This window comes from Micromonospora costi (assembly GCF_003626655.1).
GTDB classification, from domain to species: Bacteria; Actinomycetota; Actinomycetes; order Mycobacteriales; family Micromonosporaceae; genus Micromonospora; species Micromonospora costi.
Map to the genome: position 1 here is coordinate 594800 of NZ_RBAN01000003.1, position 14463 is coordinate 609262.

Annotated in this window: 22 protein-coding genes; all 22 read right to left on the reverse strand. The window is 69.2% G+C overall.

Translation table 11 applies throughout. From position 1 onward, the window contains the following. Positions 1-5: 5 nt before the first annotated feature. Positions 6-413, reverse strand: coding sequence for a 30S ribosomal protein S8 (gene rpsH / locus D7193_RS19320; RefSeq protein WP_120780910.1), 408 nt, complete (start codon positions 411-413; stop codon positions 6-8). A 96-nt stretch (positions 414-509) separates the two neighbouring features. After that, a complete protein-coding gene (locus tag D7193_RS19325) occupies positions 510-695 on the reverse strand; it encodes a type Z 30S ribosomal protein S14 (RefSeq protein ID WP_007073023.1) in 186 nt (61 codons plus the stop codon). Position 696: 1 nt separating this feature from the next. Beyond that, on the reverse strand, positions 697-1266 hold the full coding sequence (rplE, locus tag D7193_RS19330) for a 50S ribosomal protein L5 (protein ID WP_120780911.1): 570 nt from the start codon (positions 1264-1266) through the stop codon (positions 697-699). Beyond that, the gene (rplX, locus tag D7193_RS19335) at positions 1266-1586 is read right to left on the reverse strand and encodes a 50S ribosomal protein L24 (protein ID WP_174242669.1); all 321 of its coding nucleotides are present in this window, start codon (positions 1584-1586) and stop codon (positions 1266-1268) included. Before rplX ends, rplE begins: the two co-directional genes overlap by 1 nt. Continuing rightward, complete coding sequence (gene rplN, locus D7193_RS19340) at positions 1583-1951, reverse strand: 50S ribosomal protein L14 (RefSeq protein ID WP_007073026.1); 369 nt, start codon at positions 1949-1951, stop codon at positions 1583-1585. The genes rplX and rplN overlap by 4 nt, the downstream gene beginning before the upstream one ends. 98 nt (positions 1952-2049) lie before the next feature. After that, complete coding sequence (gene rpsQ / locus D7193_RS19345; protein ID WP_120780912.1) at positions 2050-2331, reverse strand: 30S ribosomal protein S17; 282 nt, start codon at positions 2329-2331, stop codon at positions 2050-2052. Beyond that, entirely contained in the window at positions 2328-2564 is a 237-nt protein-coding gene (rpmC, locus tag D7193_RS19350; protein WP_120330652.1) for a 50S ribosomal protein L29, read from the reverse strand. Before rpmC ends, rpsQ begins: the two co-directional genes overlap by 4 nt. After that, positions 2564-2989: a 50S ribosomal protein L16 gene (gene rplP, locus D7193_RS19355; protein ID WP_007465292.1), complete on the reverse strand. Its 426-nt coding sequence runs from the start codon at positions 2987-2989 to the stop codon at positions 2564-2566. Before rplP ends, rpmC begins: the two co-directional genes overlap by 1 nt. Positions 2990-2992: 3 nt before the next feature. Then, complete coding sequence (gene rpsC / locus D7193_RS19360; protein ID WP_120780913.1) at positions 2993-3850, reverse strand: 30S ribosomal protein S3; 858 nt, start codon at positions 3848-3850, stop codon at positions 2993-2995. Next, complete coding sequence (gene rplV, locus D7193_RS19365) at positions 3850-4305, reverse strand: 50S ribosomal protein L22 (protein WP_120780914.1); 456 nt, start codon at positions 4303-4305, stop codon at positions 3850-3852. Before rplV ends, rpsC begins: the two co-directional genes overlap by 1 nt. A gap of 40 nt (positions 4306-4345) precedes the next feature. Then, positions 4346-4627: a 30S ribosomal protein S19 gene (gene rpsS, locus D7193_RS19370; protein WP_120780915.1), complete on the reverse strand. Its 282-nt coding sequence runs from the start codon at positions 4625-4627 to the stop codon at positions 4346-4348. A 15-nt stretch (positions 4628-4642) separates the two neighbouring features. Beyond that, the gene (gene rplB, locus D7193_RS19375; RefSeq protein ID WP_073834930.1) at positions 4643-5482 is read right to left on the reverse strand and encodes a 50S ribosomal protein L2; all 840 of its coding nucleotides are present in this window, start codon (positions 5480-5482) and stop codon (positions 4643-4645) included. Between the two features lie 12 nt (positions 5483-5494). Beyond that, positions 5495-5797, reverse strand: coding sequence for a 50S ribosomal protein L23 (gene rplW / locus D7193_RS19380; RefSeq protein ID WP_076466668.1), 303 nt, complete (start codon positions 5795-5797; stop codon positions 5495-5497). After that, the gene (gene rplD / locus D7193_RS19385; protein WP_120780916.1) at positions 5794-6444 is read right to left on the reverse strand and encodes a 50S ribosomal protein L4; all 651 of its coding nucleotides are present in this window, start codon (positions 6442-6444) and stop codon (positions 5794-5796) included. Before rplD ends, rplW begins: the two co-directional genes overlap by 4 nt. After that, positions 6441-7106, reverse strand: a complete 666-nt coding sequence (gene rplC, locus D7193_RS19390; RefSeq protein ID WP_120780917.1) for a 50S ribosomal protein L3 — start codon at positions 7104-7106, stop codon at positions 6441-6443. Before rplC ends, rplD begins: the two co-directional genes overlap by 4 nt. Positions 7107-7117: 11 nt before the next feature. Next, positions 7118-7426, reverse strand: coding sequence for a 30S ribosomal protein S10 (gene rpsJ / locus D7193_RS19395; RefSeq protein ID WP_007073037.1), 309 nt, complete (start codon positions 7424-7426; stop codon positions 7118-7120). A gap of 348 nt (positions 7427-7774) precedes the next feature. Beyond that, complete coding sequence (gene tuf / locus D7193_RS19400) at positions 7775-8968, reverse strand: elongation factor Tu (RefSeq protein ID WP_120780918.1); 1194 nt, start codon at positions 8966-8968, stop codon at positions 7775-7777. 215 nt (positions 8969-9183) lie between these two features. Then, the gene (fusA, locus tag D7193_RS19405; protein WP_120780919.1) at positions 9184-11280 is read right to left on the reverse strand and encodes an elongation factor G; all 2097 of its coding nucleotides are present in this window, start codon (positions 11278-11280) and stop codon (positions 9184-9186) included. 74 nt (positions 11281-11354) lie between these two features. Beyond that, positions 11355-11825 (reverse strand): 30S ribosomal protein S7, encoded by a 471-nt coding sequence (gene rpsG / locus D7193_RS19410; RefSeq protein WP_120780920.1) that lies wholly within the window; start codon positions 11823-11825, stop codon positions 11355-11357. 1 nt (position 11826) lies between these two features. Then, the gene (gene rpsL, locus D7193_RS19415; RefSeq protein WP_014440718.1) at positions 11827-12201 is read right to left on the reverse strand and encodes a 30S ribosomal protein S12; all 375 of its coding nucleotides are present in this window, start codon (positions 12199-12201) and stop codon (positions 11827-11829) included. A gap of 562 nt (positions 12202-12763) precedes the next feature. Beyond that, a complete protein-coding gene (locus tag D7193_RS19420; RefSeq protein WP_120781374.1) occupies positions 12764-13144 on the reverse strand; it encodes a hypothetical protein in 381 nt (126 codons plus the stop codon). Between the two features lie 941 nt (positions 13145-14085). Further along, positions 14086-14454: a hypothetical protein gene (locus D7193_RS19425; protein WP_120780921.1), complete on the reverse strand. Its 369-nt coding sequence runs from the start codon at positions 14452-14454 to the stop codon at positions 14086-14088. Positions 14455-14463: the final 9 nt, after the last annotated feature.

Here is a 14463-nt window from a genome sequence, read left to right on the forward strand (position 1 = left end):
TCCCGTTACCAGACGAAGGCGAGGACTTCCCCGCCAACGCTCCGCTTGCGGGCCTGCCGGTCGGTGAGCAGCCCCTGGGACGTCGAAATGATCGCCACGCCCAGCCCGCCGAGCACCCGCGGGAGCCCGTCCGACTTGGCGTACACCCGCAGGCCGGGCTTGGACACGCGCTTGATGCCGGCCAGGCTCCGCTCCCGGTTCTGGCCGTACTTCAGCTCGACGACCAGTCGCTTGCCGACGGCGCCCTCCTCGGGCTCCTCGACCGACCAGGAGGAGATGTAGCCCTCGGTCTTCAGGACCTCGGCGATGTTCGCCTTGATCTTGGAGTAGGGCATCTGCACCCGGTCGTGGTACGCCTGGTTGGCGTTACGCAGACGCGTGAGCATGTCTGCGATCGGGTCGGTCATCGTCATGGATTTCGTCAACCTTTCTCGCCGGGGTTCCCGCGGGTGACCCGCAGGCCTACGGCGAAGAGACAGTGCAGCTGACGCGCGGTGCGCGCCGGGCTATTACCAGGAAGCCTTGGACACGCCGGGCAGCTCACCGCGGTGGGCCATCTCCCGGATGCACACCCGGCAGAGACCGAACTTGCGGTAGACCGCCTTCGGACGCCCGCACCGCTGGCAGCGGGTGTACGCGCGAACCGAGAACTTCGGCTTCGCGGCCGCCTTCAGGATCAGCGCCTTCTTGGCCATCTCAGTTCTCCTTGAACGGGAAGCCCAGGAGCTTGAGCAGTTCCCGGCCCTCGTCGTCGGTCGTGGCGGTGGTTACCACCGTGATGTCCATGCCCCGCTGGCGATCGATCTTGTCCTGGTCGATCTCCTGGAACACCGACTGCTCGGTCAGGCCGAACGTGTAGTTGCCGTGCCCGTCGAGCTTGCGCCCGTCCAGACCGCGGAAGTCACGGATACGCGGCAGCGCGATGGACAGCAGCCGGTCCAGGAACTCCCACATCCGGTCGCCGCGCAGGGTCACCTTCGCGCCGATCGGCATGCCCTCGCGGAGCTTGAACTGCGCGATGGACTTGGTCGCCCGCCGCACCTGCGGCTTCTGGCCGGTGATGGTGGCCAGGTCGCGGACGGCGCCGTCGATCAGCTTGGCGTCGCGGGCGGCCTCGCCCACACCCATGTTGACGACGATCTTGACCAGCCGCGGCACCTGCATCGGGTTGCCGTAGTTGTACTGCTCGCGCAGCTTCGCCACGATCTCGTTGCGGTACCGCTCCTTGAGGCGCGGCAGGGTCTTGGTTTCGGTAGCCGTGGTCATCAGAGGTCCTTACCGGTGCTACGCGCGATGCGGACCTTCTGGCCGTTGTCGTCGACCCGGTAGCCGACGCGAGTCGGCTTGCCGTCGGAGTCCAGGACCATCACGTTCGAGACGTGGATCGGGGCCTCCTGGGTGACGATGCCACCGGTCTTGGCGCCACGCTGGGTGGTGCTGATGCGGGTGTGCTTCTTGACCCGGTTCACGCCCTCGACCAGGACCTTGTCCTGCCGCGGGTAGGCCGCGATGACCTTGCCCTTGGCACCCTTGTCCTTGCCGGCGATGACGACGACCGTGTCGCCCTTCTTGACCTTCACGGTCACAACACCTCCGGCGCGAGAGAAATGATCTTCATGAACCGCTTGTCCCGCAGCTCACGACCGACCGGGCCGAAGATACGGGTGCCGCGCGGGTCACCGCCGTCCTTGATGATGACGGCGGCGTTCTCGTCGAAGCGGATGTACGACCCGTCCGGGCGCCGCTTCTCCTTGGCGGTGCGAACGACGACGGCCTTGACGACGTCGCCCTTCTTCACACCGGCACCCGGGATCGCGTCCTTGACGGTGGCCACGATGACGTCGCCGATGCTCGCGTAGCGCCGACCGGAGCCACCGAGAACCCGGATGCACAGGATCTCCCGAGCACCCGTGTTGTCGGCGACGCGCAGTCGCGACTCCTGCTGAATCACGTCTATCTCCTATGTCTGCCGGTTCTCCGGCCGCCGTAGCGGCCGGAGCCTGGCGGAACCCGCGCCCGGCGCGACGCCGGGCGAGCTCGAAGCCTTCGCTACTTGGCCTTTTCCAGGATCTCCACGAGCCGCCAACGCTTGGTGGCGGACAGCGGCCGGGTCTCCATGATCAGAACCCGGTCGCCGATCCCGGCGCTGTTCTGCTCGTCGTGCACCTTGAGCTTGCTGGTCCGGCGCATGATCTTGCCGTACAGCGCGTGCTTGACCCGGTCCTCGACCTCGACGACGACGGTCTTGTCCATCTTGTCGCTGACCACCAGGCCCTCGCGGACCTTGCGGCGGCCGCGCGTGGCGGCGGTGGTGGTGGTGTTCTCGCTCATCCTGCAGTCACCTCAGTCGGCGCGGCCGAGAGCCCCAGCTCGCGCTCGCGCATGATCGTGTAGATCCGGGCGATCTCCCGACGGATGACCTGCAGCCGCCGGTTGTTGTCCAGCTGCCCGGTTGCGGCCTGCACGCGGAGGTTGAACAGCTCCGCCTTGGCCTCACGCAGCCTCGTGACCAGCTCCTCCTCGGAGAGCTCACGCAGCTCGGAGGCCTTAACGCCCGCTGCCATCAGGACTCACCCACTTCGCGCGTCACAATGCGGCACTTCATCGGGAGCTTGTGGATCGCGCGACGCATCGCCTCTCGCGCGATCTGCTCGTTGGGGAAGGACATCTCGAAGAGCACCCGCCCCGGCTTGACGTTCGCGACCCACCACTCGGGCGAGCCCTTACCGGAACCCATCCGGGTTTCCGCCGGCTTCTTGGTGAGGGCCTGGTCCGGGAAGATCGTGATCCAGACCTTGCCACCACGCTTGATGTGACGGGTCATCGCGATACGCGCCGACTCGATCTGCCGGTTGGTCACGTACGCCGGCTCGAGAGCCTGGATCCCGAACTCACCGAACACCACCCGGTTGCCGCCCTTGGACGCGCCGCTGCGGTCCGGGTGGTGCGGCTTGCGGAAGCCCTTCGGGGGCTTGCGCGGCATCAGCATCTGTCAGCCCTCCTGCTGCGTTTCTGCCGCGGCGGCGACGGCGGCGGGATCCACCGCGTCCCCACTCGGCGTCTCGGCCTGCTGCGCGAGCGTGGTCGCGGCAGCCCGGCCGGCCTCGGTACCGCCGGCGGTCGTGCCGGACGAACCCGACCGACCACGGCGCGGCCGCTCGGGCCGGTCGCCACGGTCACGGCGCGGGCGCGACGGACCGGCCTCGGCCGGGGCCTCCCGACCCGGGACCGCGTCACCCTTGTAGATCCAGACCTTCACGCCGATCCGGCCGAAGGTGGTACGGGCCTCGAAGAAGCCGTACTCGATGTTGGCCCGCAGCGTGTGCAGCGGCACCCGGCCCTCGCGGTAGAACTCGGTCCGGCTCATCTCGGCGCCGCCCAGACGGCCCGAGACCTGGACCCGGATGCCCTTGCAGACCGGGTTCTTCATGGCCGACTGCATGGCCTTGCGCATCGCCCGACGGAAGCTGACCCGGCTGGACAGCTGCTCGGCCACGCCCTGCGCGACCAGCTGAGCGTCCGACTCGGGGCTCTTCACCTCGATGATGTTGAGCTGCACCTGCTTGCCGGTCAGCTTCTCCAGTTCCCCGCGGATCCGGTCGGCCTCCGCACCCTTACGGCCGATGACGATGCCCGGCCGGGCGGTGTGGATGTCGACGCGGACCCGGTCCCGGGTGCGCTCGATGTCGACCTTGGAAATGCCGGCGCGCTCCAGGCCCTTGGACATCATCCGGCGGATCTTCACGTCCTCGCCGATGTAGTCCTTGTAGAGCTTGTCCGCGAACCAGCGGGACTTCCAGTCGGTCGAGATACCGAGCCGGAACCCAGTGGGGTGAACCTTCTGACCCATTACTCCGCGCCCTCCGTGTTGCTCTGCGTCTCGGCCGGCGCGGCCTGCTTCGCCGGAGCCGTCTTCTTCGCGGCCTTGCGCGGCGCGGCCGGCGCGACGGCCTCGACCGCCACCGTGATGTGGCAGGTGCGCTTGCGGATCCGGTACGCCCGGCCCTGCGCCCGCGGCTGGAACCGCTTCATGGTCGGGCCCTCGTCCACGAACGCCTCGCTGACGAGCAACGCGTCGGGGTCCAGCCGCTCGTTGTTCTCCGCGTTGGCGATCGCGCTGGCGAGCACCTTGTACACCTGCTCGCTCGCAGCCTGCGGCGCGAACTGCAGCACCGTGAGCGCCTCCTTCGCGGGCAGGCCGCGGACGAGGTTGACCACCCGGCGCGCCTTCATCGGCGAGATGCGCACGTACCGCGCAACCGCCCGCGCGCCCGGAAGCACCGGAGCGTCGCCCTTTCCTGGCATCGCTGTAACCCCTTGATCCTCTATCCGTATGCCCGCGGCGTCAGCGCCGACGGCTCTTCCGGTCGTCCTTCTCGTGACCCTTGAACGTGCGGGTCAGCGCGAACTCGCCGAGCTTGTGCCCGACCATCGCCTCGGTCACGAACACCGGGACGTGCTTGCGTCCGTCGTGCACCGCGATCGTGTGCCCGAGCATCTCCGGGATGATCATCGAGCGCCGCGACCAGGTCTTGATGACGTTCTTGGAGCCCTTGTCGTTCTGCGTCTCCACCTTCTTGAGCAGGTGGTCGTCGACGAACGGGCCCTTCTTCAGGCTGCGAGGCATAAGTCAGCTCTCCTGTTAGCCGCGCTTGCGGGTGGCGTAGCGGCGGCGGACGATCAGCCGGTCACTCGGCTGGCCCTTACGACGGGTGCGCCCCTCGGGCTTACCCTGCGGGTTGACCGGGTGGCGACCACCGGAGGTCTTACCCTCACCACCACCGTGCGGGTGGTCCACCGGGTTCATGGCGACACCACGGACGGTCGGGCGCTTGCCCTTCCACCGCATACGGCCGGCCTTACCCCAGTTGATGTTCGACTGGTCGGCGTTGCCGATCTCGCCCACGCTCGCGCGGCAGCGCACGTCGACGCGCCGGATCTCACCGGACGGCATACGCAGGGTCGCGTACGCGCCCTCACGGCCGAGCAGCTGGATGCCGACGCCCGCCGAGCGGGCCAGCTTGGCGCCGCCGCCCGGACGCAGCTCCACGTTGTGGATCGTGGTACCGACCGGGATGTTGCGCAGCGGCAGGTTGTTGCCCGGCTTGATGTCGGCGCTCGGACCCGACTCGACGGTGTCGCCCTGCTTCAGGTCCTTCGGCGCGATGATGTAGCGCTTCTCGCCGTCGGCGTAGTGCAGCAGCGCGATACGCGCGGTGCGGTTCGGGTCGTACTCGATGTGGGCGACCTTCGCCGGCACGCCGTCCTTGTCGACCCGCTTGAAGTCGATCAGGCGGTACTGGCGCTTGTGGCCACCACCGTGGTGCCGCGTGGTGATCCGGCCGTGGGCGTTGCGCCCGCCCTTCTTCGGCAGCGGAGCCAGCAGCGACTTCTCGGGCGTCGACCGGGTGATCTCGGCGAAGTCGGCGACGCTGGAGCCGCGCCGGCCCGGCGTCGTCGGCTTGTACTTACGGATAGCCATTGTCTACACCCCTCAGCTGACCGGGCCGCCGAAGGCCTCGATACGGTCACCGTCAGCCAGCTTCACCATCGCCCGCTTGGTGTCCTTGCGCTTACCGAACCCGGTACGGGTCCGCTTGCGCTTGCCCTCGCGGTTGAGCGTGTTGACCGTCAGGACGCGGACGTTGAAGATCTGCTGGATAGCGATCTTGATCTCGGTCTTGTTCGCGTCCGGGTGCACCAGGAAGGTGTACCAGTTGCGGTTCAGCTCGCTGTAGCTCTTCTCCGAGACGACCGGCGCCACGATGATGTCGCGCGGGTCGGCGATCGTGCTCACTTGCCACCCTCCTCGGTGGTCTCGGCGGGAACACCGAGGAACTCGTCCAGGGCGTCCTTCGTGAAGACCACGTCGTCGGCCACCAGCACGTCGTACGTGTTCAGCTGGCCGGCCTCGATCAGGTGCACCCGCGGCTCGTTGCGCAGCGACACCCAGTTCAGCTCGTCGGTGCTGCTCAGCACGACCAGGACCCGCCGGGCCGTGGTCAGCTTCGCCAGCGTGGCCAGAGCGGCCTTGGTCGACGGCGTCTCGCCGGAGACGAACGCCTCGACGACGTGCACCTGGCCGGCGCGGGCCCGGTCGGAGAGGGCGCCACGCAGGGCGGCGGCCTTCATCTTCTTCGGGGTCCGCTGGCTGTAGTCGCGCGGCACGGGACCGTGCACCACGCCACCGCCGGCGAACTGCGGCGCGCGGATCGAGCCCTGCCGGGCGCGACCGGTGCCCTTCTGCTTGTACGGCTTCTTGCCCCCACCGGCGACCTCGCCGCGGGTCTTGGCCTTGTGCGTGCCCTGCCGGGCCGCCGCCAGCTGGGCCACCACGACCTGGTGCATCAGCGCGACGTTGGCCTGGGCGTCGAAGATGTCGGCCGGCAGCTCCACGGAGCCGGTCTTCGTGCCTTCGACGTTGAGGACGTCAACGGTGGTCACTTGGCCGCACCGCCCTTCTTCGCCTTGGTCTTGGCCGCGGTGCGGACCAGGACCAGCGCGCCCTTGGGACCGGGGATGGCACCGCGGACGAGCAGGAGGTTGTTCTCGGTGTCGACCGCCTGGACGGTCAGGTTCTGGACGGTGTAGCGCACGCCGCCCATCCGGCCCGCCATCCGGGTGCCCTTGAAGACACGACCCGGGGTGGCGCAGGCGCCGATCGAGCCGGGCGAACGGTGCTTGCGCTCGACACCGTGGCTGGCGCGCAGACCGTGGAAGCCGTGCCGCTTCATCGGGCCGGCGTAGCCCTTGCCCTTGGTCTTGCCGGTCACGTCGATCGACATGCCGACCGGGAACTCCTCGACCGTGACCTCCTGGCCCGGCGAGTAGTCGGCGGCGTCGGTGGTGCGCAGCTCGACGATGTGCCGGCGCGGCGCCACCTCGGCCTTGGCGTAGTGCCCGCTGATCGGCTTCTTGACCTTCCGCGGGTCGATCGCGCCGTACGCCAACTGGATCGCGGAGTAACCGTCCTTGTCGGCGTCACGAACCTGGCTGACGACGCACGGGCCGGCCTGCACCACGGTCACGGGCACAACGCGGTTGTTGTCCCAGACCTGGGTCATGCCGAGCTTGGCGCCCAGGATCCCCTTAACTTGCCTGTCCATTTGTCCGGTCCCTACAGCTTGATCTCGATGTCGACGCCAGCCGGCAGGTCGAGGCGCATGAGCGAGTCGACCGTCTTGGGGGTCGGGTCGATGATGTCGATCAGCCGCTTGTGCGTACGCATCTCGAAGTGCTCGCGCGAGTCCTTGTACTTGTGCGGCGAGCGGATGACGCAGAAACGGTTGATCTCCGTGGGCAGCGGCACCGGGCCCGCGACCTGCGCCCCGGTACGCGTCACCGTCTCGACGATCTTCCGAGCCGAGGAGTCGACGACCTCGTGGTCATAGGCCTTGAGCCGGATGCGGATCTTCTGTCCCGCCATGGTGGCTTCTGTTCCTTCTCTCGATGCCGCTGTGTTGCGGGCACCTGTACCGGCTGGCACAGGCCCACTTCGCCGACCCCCGCGGTCGGGCGTGTCGCGCCCTCGGGCCAGGCTCCGCCCCGGGCTCCGGAGCGGTCCGACCACGCGGTGGGTCATGGCGCCGGCCGCGGTGATCGCGACCTGGACGCCGTGCGAGGGTGGTTGGCGGCCGGGCCGCCAACCACCCTGCGCTCAGCTGTCCCGCCGTCCGGAGGTTCGACTCAGCCGAACACGGACGGCGAACTGCCGTTACGCAACCTGACTAGTATGCCGCACGACCGGCGGCGGGTCTAATCGGGGTTACCTAGCTCACTTGATGATCTTGGTGACAAACCCGGCGCCGACGGTGCGGCCACCCTCGCGGATCGCGAACTTCAGGTTCTCCTCCATGGCGATGGGCTGGATCAGCTTCACCGTCATGGTGGTGTTGTCACCCGGCATGACCATCTCGGTGCCCTCGGGGAGCGTGACGACACCGGTGACGTCCGTGGTCCGGAAGTAGAACTGCGGACGGTAGTTCTGGAAGAACGGGGTGTGCCGGCCACCCTCCTCCTTGGAGAGGATGTAGACGGTCGCCTCGAACTCCGTGTGCGGGGTCGTGGTGCCCGGCTTGATGACCACCATGCCGCGCTCGACGTCCTCGCGCTTGATGCCACGCAGCAGCAGACCGACGTTCTCACCCGCGCGGGCCTCGTCGAGCAGCTTGCGGAACATCTCGATACCGGTGCAGACCGTCTTCTGCGACTTGTCGCGGATACCGACGATCTCCACCTCCTCGTTCGGCTTGAGCACGCCGCGCTCGACGCGACCGGTGACGACGGTGCCACGACCGGTGATCGTGAAGACGTCCTCGATCGGCATCAGGAACGGCTTGTCGGTCTCGCGCTCCGGCTGCGGGATCGCGGTGTCGACAGCGGTCATCAGGTCCATCAGCTTCTGGGTCCACTCGGGGTCACCCTCGAGGGCCTTCAGCGCGGACACCCGGACGACCGGCAGGTCGTCACCCGGGTACTCCTGCGAGGAGAGCAGCTCGCGGACCTCGAGCTCGACGAGCTCCAGGAGCTCCTCGTCGTCGACCATGTCGCTCTTGTTGAGCGCCACGACGATGTACGGCACGCCGACCTGGCGGGCCAGCAGCACGTGCTCGCGGGTCTGCGGCATCGGGCCGTCGGTCGCCGCGACCACCAGGATCGCGCCGTCCATCTGGGCGGCACCGGTGATCATGTTCTTGATGTAGTCGGCGTGACCGGGGCAGTCGACGTGCGCGTAGTGCCGCGCCTCGGTCTGGTACTCGACGTGCGCGATCGAGATCGTGATGCCGCGGGCCTTCTCCTCCGGCGCCTTGTCGATCTCGTCGAACGGCGTGTACGGGTTCAGGTCCGGGTACTGGTCGTGCAGGACCTTGGTGATGGCCGCCGTCAGCGTCGTCTTACCGTGGTCGATGTGACCAATGGTGCCGATGTTGACGTGCGGCTTAGTCCGCTCGAACTTCGCCTTCGCCACTGGTGTCCTCCTGTGGACTGTTTGGTTCGTACGCCCGGCGCGCCGTTCGGCGCTTAGGACTCTGTCGACAGCCTTTCCGACCTTCCGGCCGGAGAGCTTCTCGTGGGTTCTGCGGCGGTGAAGCCTACAGGCCCGGTCTCACGCAACCCGTCCGTGGTGGCCGCGGGCGGGAACACCTCCCGCGACCACCGACGGTTCATCAGCTCAGGTGAGCGTCACTCACCCGTCGCCTTGGCGATGATCTCCTTCGCCACGTTGGCCGGAACCTCGGCGTAGGAGTCGAACTGCATGCTGTAGCTAGCCCGGCCCTGGGTCTTCGACCGCAGGTCGCCGACGTAGCCGAACATCTCCGACAACGGCACCAGGGCGCGGACGACGCGGGCACCCCCGCGCTCCTCCATCGCCTGGATGATGCCACGGCGGGAGTTGAGGTCGCCGATGACGTCACCCATGTTCTCCTCAGGAGTGGTGACCTCAACGGCCATCATCGGCTCGAGCAGCGCCGGGTCGGCCTTGCGGGCCGCCTCCTTGAGCGCCATCGAACCGGCGATCTTGAACGCCATCTCGGACGAGTCGACCTCGTGGTACTGACCGTCCACCAGGGTCAGCTTGACACCCACCAGCGGGAAGCCGGCGAGGATGCCGTACTGCATGGCGTCCTGGGCGCCCGCGTCCACCGACGGGATGAACTCCCGGGGGATGCGGCCACCGGTGACGGCGTTCGCGAACTCGTAGGTCGGCGACTCGTTGTCCAGCGGCAGCGGCTCCAGGCTGATGATCACCCGGGCGTACTGGCCGGAACCACCGGTCTGCTTCTTGTGGGTGTACTCGACCTTCTCCACCGCGCGGCGGATGGTCTCGCGGTACGCCACCTGCGGCTTACCGATGTTGGCCTCGACGTTGAACTCGCGGCGCATCCGGTCGACCAGGATGTCCAGGTGCAGCTCACCCATGCCGGAGATGACCGTCTGGCCGGTCTCCTCGTCCAGCTTGACGCGGAAGGTCGGGTCCTCCTCGGCCAGCCGCTGGATGGCGGTGCTGAGCTTCTCCTGGTCAGCCTTGGTCTTCGGCTCGATGGCGACCTCGATGACCGGCTCCGGGAAGGTCATCGACTCCAGGATGACCGGGTTCGCCGGGTCGCACAGGGTGTCACCGGTGGTGGTCTGCTTGAGACCCTGCACCGCGATGATGTCGCCGGCGCGCGCGGAGCTGCGCTCCTCACGCTTGTTGGCGTGCATCTGGTAGATCTTGCCGATCCGCTCCTTGCGGTCCTTGGTGGAGTTGACCACCTGGGACCCGGACTCCACCACGCCGGAGTAGACCCGGACGTAGGTGAGCTTGCCGAGGTGCTTGTCGGTCTGGATCTTGAAGGCCAGGCCCGCGAACGGCTCCGTGGTGGACGGCTTCCGCTGCATCGGGGTCTCGCCGTCGGTCGCGGTGCCCTCGATCGCCGGAACGTCCAGCGGCGACGGCAGGTAGTCGACCACGGCGTCCAGCATCGGCTGGATGCCCTTGTTCTTGAACGCCGAGCCGCAGAGCACCGGGTTGGCCTTGCCGGCGATGGTGGCACGCCGGATGGCGGCCTTGATCTGGTCGACCGAGATCTCCTCGCCCTCCAGGTACTTCTCCATCACCGAGTCGTCGACGTCGGCCAGGGTCTCCATCAGCTTCTCGCGCCACTCGGCCGCGGAGTCGGCCAGGTCGGCCGGGATCTCCTCGATCGCGTAGTCCTCACCCTTCTGGGTCTCCCCACGCCAGGTGAGGGCGCGCATGCCGATCAGGTCCACGACGCCGATGTGGTCGGCCTCGGTCCCGATCGGGATCTGGAGCACCAGCGGGGTGGCGTTCAGCCGGTCGATCATCATCTGCACGCAGCGGAAGAAGTCGGCGCCGGTCCGGTCGAGCTTGTTGACGAAGCACATCCGGGGGACGTTGTACTTGTCCGCCTGGCGCCAGACGTTCTCGGTCTGCGGCTCCACACCAGCGACACCGTCGTACACGGCGACCGCGCCGTCCAGGACCCGCAGCGACCGCTCCACCTCGACCGTGAAGTCGACGTGGCCGGGCGTGTCGATGATCTGGATCGTGTGGCCCTTCCACTCGCACTTGGTGGCGGCGGAAGTGATGGTGATACCGCGCTCCTGCTCCTGCTCCATCCAGTCCATGACGGCAGCGCCCTCGTGGACCTCACCGATCTTGTAGGTGATACCGGTGTAGAACAGGATCCGCTCGGTGGTAGTGGTCTTACCGGCATCGATGTGCGCCATGATGCCGATGTTGCGTACGTTGGCGAGCGCGTCTGCGGCGGCCACTTCAATCCCTACTTATCGTCGTCTCGACTCAACTGGTGGCGGTTCCGGCGCCGATCGGCGCCGGAACCAGGGTGTTACCAGCGGTAGTGCGCGAAGGCCTTGTTGGACTCGGCCATCTTGTGCGTGTCCTCGCGCCGCTTCACGGCGGCACCGAGGCCGTTGCTCGCGTCCAGCAGCTCGTTCATGAGCCGCTCGATCATGGTCTTCTCACGGCGGGCACGCGCGTAGGTGACCAGCCAGCGCAGACCCAGGGTGGTCGCGCGGGCCGGGCGCACCTCGACCGGCACCTGGTAGGTCGCGCCACCGACACGGCGGCTGCGCACCTCGAGCGTCGGCTTCACGTTGTCCATCGCCCGCTTCAGGGTGACGACCGGGTCGGTGCCGGACTTCTCGCGGCAGCCCTCCAGGGCCGCGTACACGATGTGCTCGGCGAGCTGCCGCTTGCCGCGGAGCAGGATCTTGTTCACCAGCTGGGTGACCAGCGGCGAGTTGTACACCGGGTCAGCGACCAGCGGCCGCCGCGGAGCGGGTCCCTTACGCGGCATGTCAGCTCTTCTCCTTCTTCGCGCCGTAGCGGCTGCGCGCCTGCTTGCGGTTACGGACGCCCTGGGTGTCCAGCGAACCGCGGACGATCTTGTAACGCACGCCGGGGAGGTCCTTCACACGGCCGCCACGAACGAGCACGATCGAGTGCTCCTGGAGGTTGTGCCCGACACCGGGGATGTAGGCGGTCACCTCGATCTGGCTGCTGAGCTTGACACGAGCGACCTTGCGCAGCGCCGAGTTCGGCTTCTTCGGGGTGGTGGTGTACACGCGGGTGCACACGCCGCGCCGCTGAGGGGATCCCTTCAGCGCCGGGGTCTTGGTCTTGCTCGTCTTCGCCTGGCGGCCCTTTCGGACCAGCTGCTGGATCGTGGGCACCGGGTTTCTCCGCTCCCTTCGGCCGCGAGGTCGCGACCGCGCCGTCTGCCGTAGCCGACCGGGTGATCGGCTCTCCTACATTCCGACCAGGGCCACCTCGCGGAGGTCCCGGCACCCGCGGTCGGGCGTGTCGCCCAGCTCACGGGTTCCGGTGCCGACGCTGACGCCCGCACCGGGTCTGTCACCGGCACGCGGGTGGCCCCACGCCGGATCTTTGGCTTTGCCGTGCTGCCGCCCGATCTCCGAACCACCGGATCCAGCGCACGCACGAGTTGCCCGGGCTGGCCCGGGCACAAGGGGAAAGGTTACCTACCACAGCCGCCCAGGTCAAAACGGAGTGGTCCGCCGAACCACGCCGCCGCGGCCGTCGGGTCTGTCCCGCCTGCGCGCCCCTGATGGGCACCTACGCGTACAAGTGTACCGGCTTCCCCGGAGTACGGCCCGTCGGCCCCGTGAGCCCACCGGACCCCACCGGCACCTGTCGCCCCGATCCGGGCGGCCGGGCCGGTCGGCGTGACCGGACTCACGCCACCCGGGTCCGGTCAGGTCCGGTCCGGTCCGGTCACGTCAGCGAGATCACCAGGGCCAGGACCAGGCCGAGCAGGCTGAGGCCGAGACCGACTCCCCCACAGCTCACCCCGGCCACCGCCAACCCGCGCCCGGTGAACCGCACCGCCGGCGGCGGCGCCGGTCGACGGATCTGCCGCAGGGCGAGCAGCCCGGCGACGACCGCGCCCGCGCCGGTCAACGTACCGAGCACCGTGAACGCGCCGGCGGCCCAGACACCGGTCCAACTCGAACCGACCACCCCGAAGCAGATGACCAGCAGCGAGACCAGGATCGAGACAGTGCCCGCCACCAGCGAGCCGACCGCCAACCCGGAGGTGACCGGCGGGACGTCGAGGTGCACCACACCGAACGGGGTGCCGTCCACCGACTCGATCCGCTTCGGCGGCAGGCGCTGGGCGTCCGTCGGCGGTGGCGGCGGACGCCACCCGGACGGCGCCGCCCCCCACTGGCCCGGCGCAGCCCAGCCACCGTGCGGGCCTTGACCGCCGTGCGGCCCCCATCCCGGAGCGGCGTACGGACCCGAGCCGGGAGCGCCGTGCGGTGCCGGAGCCCCGTACGGACCCGCCCCGGGAACACCGTGCGGAGCGCCGTGCGGTCCCGACCCCGGAGCACCCTGCGGACCCGGCGCGGGACCGCCATACGGGCTCGACAACGGAGCGCCGTGCGGCGGCATCGGGGGCGCTCCCCAGCTCGGGGCCCCCGGCGTCGGTGCCGGTGGCGCACCCCAGCCGCCCGGGGCCGGGGACGGACCCCAGCCCGGAGCCGGTGCGCCCAACGGCGTGGGCGGGGCACCCCAGGCCGGGGGCGACGGCGGTGCGGCCGGCGATGGCGTACCCCCGCCGGCGTCACCGCCAGCCGGCGCGGACGCCGACGACGGGCCGGAACCGGGCGGCGTCGCGGGCTCGGAACCCGGCACGGACCCCGGAGCCGGCGCGGGATCGGACGTCGGCGCGGACGGCGGGCCAGGGTCGGGTGACGGAGACGGCGCGGGACCGCCCACCGGCTGGCCGGCTGCGGACGACGGGTCCGCCGGCGGCGTCGCCGGGCTCGACGACCGTGCCGGCGGGCCGAACGGAAGCGGCTCGGAGAACGGCCGCGAAGGATCACCCGCGGCGTCCGCCGGAGCGTCGTGCCCCGGCGCAGCGGCGTCGGGGAGGTCGGAGGGCCGTGCGGGATCACCCGACGGGGGCCGCGCCGGATCCGTCACGAATTCCTCCTCCACGACTTCCCCGCCATCGACGTGACGGGACACCGGTCAGGCTACCGCCGGGCGCGGGCCCGCCCGCGCCGGGCGCGGCGCGCTCCCCCGGCCGGTCAGTCGACGTTCGACGGGTAGTCGTGCCCGAACGGCGCCTCGGTCAGCCGGACCACGGCGACCACCACGACGGCCACCACGGCCACCGCGACCAGGACGAGGCCCGTCCAGGCCAGCCGCTCACCCCGCCGCAGCCAGGCCGCGCCGGTCAGGAAGCCCCCCGAGGCGTACGCCTCCCGGCGCGCCTGGCGGGCGAGGTGCAGCGCCACCGTGGCTGGTACCACCCCACCGACGAACAGACCGGTCAGCGCCGCGAACAGCCCGAGCGCGAAGACGGCCTTCGCCTTCGTGGCGCGTACCGGCTCGGGGTCGAGCGGGTGGCGCGGCCCCTCCTGGGCGACGGGCACCGGCCAGGGCGTGGTCGTCATGTCCCCATC

Coding starts and splice junctions, on each gene's coding strand:
- rpsH (WP_120780910.1), bottom strand. CDS start 413: ATGACGATGACCGACCCGATCGCAGACATGCTCACGCGTCTGCGTAAC.
- D7193_RS19325 (WP_007073023.1), bottom strand. CDS start 695: ATGGCCAAGAAGGCGCTGATCCTGAAGGCGGCCGCGAAGCCGAAGTTC.
- rplE (WP_120780911.1), bottom strand. CDS start 1,266: ATGACCACGGCTACCGAAACCAAGACCCTGCCGCGCCTCAAGGAGCGG.
- rpsQ (WP_120780912.1), bottom strand. CDS start 2,331: ATGAGCGAGAACACCACCACCACCGCCGCCACGCGCGGCCGCCGCAAG.
- rpmC (WP_120330652.1), bottom strand. CDS start 2,564: ATGGCAGCGGGCGTTAAGGCCTCCGAGCTGCGTGAGCTCTCCGAGGAG.
- rplP (WP_007465292.1), bottom strand. CDS start 2,989: ATGCTGATGCCGCGCAAGCCCCCGAAGGGCTTCCGCAAGCCGCACCAC.
- rpsC (WP_120780913.1), bottom strand. CDS start 3,850: ATGGGTCAGAAGGTTCACCCCACTGGGTTCCGGCTCGGTATCTCGACC.
- rplV (WP_120780914.1), bottom strand. CDS start 4,305: ATGCCAGGAAAGGGCGACGCTCCGGTGCTTCCGGGCGCGCGGGCGGTT.
- rpsS (WP_120780915.1), bottom strand. CDS start 4,627: ATGCCTCGCAGCCTGAAGAAGGGCCCGTTCGTCGACGACCACCTGCTC.
- rplB (WP_073834930.1), bottom strand. CDS start 5,482: ATGGCTATCCGTAAGTACAAGCCGACGACGCCGGGCCGGCGCGGCTCC.
- rplC (WP_120780917.1), bottom strand. CDS start 7,106: ATGGACAGGCAAGTTAAGGGGATCCTGGGCGCCAAGCTCGGCATGACC.
- rpsJ (WP_007073037.1), bottom strand. CDS start 7,426: ATGGCGGGACAGAAGATCCGCATCCGGCTCAAGGCCTATGACCACGAG.
- rpsG (WP_120780920.1), bottom strand. CDS start 11,825: ATGCCGCGTAAGGGACCCGCTCCGCGGCGGCCGCTGGTCGCTGACCCG.
- D7193_RS19425 (WP_120780921.1), bottom strand. CDS start 14,454: ATGACGACCACGCCCTGGCCGGTGCCCGTCGCCCAGGAGGGGCCGCGC.